This is a genomic window from Flavobacterium sp. (assembly GCF_036515215.1).
GTDB lineage: Bacteria > Bacteroidota > Bacteroidia > Flavobacteriales > Flavobacteriaceae > Flavobacterium.
Window position 1 is genome coordinate 1 of record NZ_DATBVQ010000133.1, and the last position, 2,950, is coordinate 2,950.

Consider the following 2,950-nt stretch of genomic DNA (forward strand, 5'->3'; position numbering starts at 1 on the left):
GGGATTAAGCGGAAACGCTTTGACGAGTGCCTATAGCGCTTCTAAATTTGCCGTTTTGGGATTGACCGAATCCTTGATGCAGGAAGTCCGCAAACACAACATTCGCGTAACGGCATTAACGCCAAGCACTGTTGCCACAGAAATGGCCAAAGACTTAAATCTGACAGACGGAAATCCAGATAAGGTGATGCAGGCAGAAGACATGGCCGAATTGATTATCGCACAGTTAAAACTAAACCGACGCGTCTTCATAAAAAACAGTAGCATCTGGTCTACGAATCCGTAAAAAAAATTAAACATATCAGTCATATAAGCAGAAGAATAAAATTAGTCAAAGGTCGAAAGTCTTAAAGACTAACGGCCAATCTTTACTAATAAAAACCATTAAGGGATTAAGAAAATTAAGCGTAAAACTTAATGAACTTAATCCCTTAATGGTTTAAAAACTTAATGTTTGACAAGTAACAAAACTTAGTTTACCAATAATTTAAAAAACTTATATGACTTATATGGTAAAAAAACCTTAATCCGTACCTGCTATTAAAAACTAAACCAAAGCTGTAACAAATTCCATTCGCACGCTTCCGTCATCATCAATCTTCGTTAGGTTGATTTCGTGTAAAGTGTTGACCAATTCAGGATTCCAAGGCGTTTTCACTTTTACGTAGTTTTCGGTGAAACCATGAATATAGCCTTCTTTGTTTTCGCTTTCAAACAGCACCGTTCTATTGGTTCCCAACTGACTTTCATAAAAAGCACGACGTTTCTTGACAGACAATCCACGCATCATTTTGCTTCGTTTTGAGCGCACATTAGCGGGAACAACTTCAGGCATATCGGCAGCTTCGGTATTATCACGTTCCGAATAGGTAAAAACATGTAAATACGAGATATCCATATCATTCAAGAAATGATAGGTTTCTAAAAAATGCTCATCCGTTTCTCCCGGAAAACCTACAATGACATCCACACCAATACAGGCATGTGGCATCACTTCCCTGATTTTATTTACGCGTTCCGTATACACTTCGCGTTGGTAACGACGCTTCATCAGTTTCAAAATATCATTACTACCCGATTGCAATGGGATATGAAAATGCGGCACAAAAGTCCTGCTTTTCGAAACAAATTCTATCGTTTCGTTTTTCAATAAATTCGGTTCGATAGATGAAATTCGCAATCTCTCGATTCCTTCCACTTTATCCAATTCCTGAACCAATTCCAAGAACGTATGTTCGTGTTTCTTATTTCCAAATTCCCCTTTTCCGTAATCACCAATATTCACTCCCGTCAAAACAATTTCCTTGATGTCTTGGGCTGAAATGTCTTTTGCATTTTGCAATACATTTTCCAAAGCGTCGCTTCGTGAAATCCCCCTTGCCAATGGAATCGTGCAATAGGTACATTTGTAATCGCAACCATCCTGCACTTTCAAAAAAGCGCGGGTCCTGTCGCCAATCGAATAACTTCCCACATAAAAATCAGCTTCCGCAATCTCGCAGGAATGCACTTCTCCCATATCGTTTTTACTCAAATCATTGATGTAATCCAAGATTTTGAATTTTTCAGTGGCACCAAGAACTAAATCCACACCATCAACAGCTGCTAGTTCTTCGGGCTTCAATTGGGCATAACAACCCACCGCCGCCACAAAAGCTTTGTCGTTGAGTTTCATCGCTTTCTTTACGACCTGCTTGAACTGCTTATCCGCATTTTCCGTCACCGAACACGTATTGATGACATACATGTCGGCCACTTCTTCAAAATCAACACGGTCAAAACCTTCATCTTGAAAATTTCGAGCAATTGTTGATGTTTCCGAAAAATTCAGTTTGCATCCAAGCGTATAAAAGGCAACTTTTTTTCTGTTTTCCATAGGGATAAAACTACGTTTTAAGTAGTAACTTATTATATTTACATCTTTGTAAAAAGAGTTTGCAAATTTACGTACAATATTCTTTAAAATGAAATCAATAATTCGCTATATATCAGTATTTTGTATTGTATTAACATTTGCTTCTTGCGGAAAAGAGAGTGAAAAAAACAAAGACCGACTCGTTTTTAGATACAACGAAAGCTCCAACATCACCTCTTTGGATCCTGCCTTTTCCAAAGTCCAGTCCAATATTTGGGCTTGCAATCACATTTTCAACGGATTACTCCAGTTGGATGACAGTCTTCACATTAAACCTGATATTGCCAAATCGTGGGCTATTTCCCCCGACGCAAAAACCTATACTTTTACCTTACGCCCCGATGTCTTTTTCCATAAACACGTTCTGTTTGGCAAGGACAGTACCCGCGCAGTGAAGGCCCAAGATTTCGAATACAGTTTGGGCCGTCTTTTGGATGAAAAAGTGGCCTCGCCCGGAGGATGGGTTTTGCAAAATGTCGAAAGTTTCAAGGCCCAAAACGATAGCATCTTCGAGATCAAACTAATCAAACCATTCCCTGCTTTCCTCGGTTTAATGACTATGAAATATGCCTCTGTGGTCCCGAAAGAAATTGCGGAACACTATGGGAGCGATTTTCGTTCGCATCCTATAGGAACAGGACCCTTCCAATTCAAATTGTGGGAAGAAAACGTAAAACTGGTTTTAAGAAAAAACCCTCTGTATTACGAGAGGGACGAAAAAGGAAACCGTTTGCCCTACCTTGAAGCGGTAGCCATTACTTTTCTGCCTGATAAACAAAGTGGTTTTTTGCAATTCATACAAGGAAAATTGGACTTCACTTCCGGACTGGACCCTTCCTATAAAGACGAAATCCTTACCCAAAAAGGTGAACTGCAGCCTAAATACGTAAATGACGTAAACCTGATAACGGGGCCATACCTCAACACCGAATATTTGGGATTCCGAATGGACGGGGATAGTAAAGCAGTGCTTGACATACGCATCCGGCAGGCGATGAATTATGGTTTCGACCGTCAAAAATTAGTGACCTATTT

General features: G+C 39.7%; 3 protein-coding genes. 2 read left to right on the forward strand and 1 reads right to left on the reverse strand.

Annotation, left to right across the window (positions count from 1 at the left end; all coding sequences use genetic code 11):
- A partial coding sequence (locus VIH09_RS09520) for an SDR family NAD(P)-dependent oxidoreductase (RefSeq protein WP_331580314.1) occupies window positions 1-286 on the forward strand: 286 nt, incomplete at its 5' end.
- 261 nt (window positions 287-547) lie between these two features.
- On the opposite strand, the gene mtaB is transcribed toward VIH09_RS09520, so the two are convergent.
- Window positions 548-1,876, reverse strand: coding sequence for a tRNA (N(6)-L-threonylcarbamoyladenosine(37)-C(2))-methylthiotransferase MtaB (gene mtaB / locus VIH09_RS09525; RefSeq protein WP_331580316.1), 1,329 nt, complete (start codon window positions 1,874-1,876; stop codon window positions 548-550).
- An 88-nt stretch (window positions 1,877-1,964) separates the two neighbouring features.
- Between mtaB and VIH09_RS09530 the strand changes: the two genes are divergently transcribed.
- On the forward strand, window positions 1,965-2,950 hold a 986-nt coding region (locus VIH09_RS09530; protein ID WP_331580318.1), incomplete at its 3' end, for an ABC transporter substrate-binding protein.

What these genes read in the sequence shown, in the direction of transcription:
- mtaB (WP_331580316.1), bottom strand. Translation starts at nt 1,876, where the DNA reads ATGGAAAACAGAAAAAAAGTTGCCTTTTATACGCTTGGATGCAAACTG.